1 protein-coding gene is annotated in these 253 nt (G+C 35.2%); it reads right to left on the bottom strand.

Features of this window, described 5'->3' with window-relative positions:
• A partial coding sequence (locus SB689_RS23710) for a hypothetical protein (protein WP_410694489.1) occupies positions 1–253 on the bottom strand: 253 nt, incomplete at both ends.

Raw genomic sequence — 253 nt, 5'->3', positions numbered from 1 at the left:
ATATTTTGTTTCCATATACTCCCTGGAAGAAAAGGTTAAGATCAAAGTTCTTCCATGACATATTGTAAGATAGTCCGTAAGAGAATTTAGGATATGGATTTCCAAGGTTTACAAAATCATTATTGTTCAATACTCCTGTATTTCCATCTTTTTTCAGGAATTTAATATCTCCCGGTTTAGCGTTAGGCTGAATAAGGTTACCGTTGGCATCTTTGTAATTGTCGATTTCTGCCTGAGTCTGGAAAATACCGTC

The sequence above is a fragment of the Chryseobacterium sp. SIMBA_038 genome (assembly GCF_046535115.1).
Taxonomy (GTDB): domain Bacteria; phylum Bacteroidota; class Bacteroidia; order Flavobacteriales; family Weeksellaceae; genus Chryseobacterium.
The sequence above is the reverse complement of the archived record's forward strand: the minus strand, read 5'-3'. Positions and strand labels throughout refer to the sequence as shown.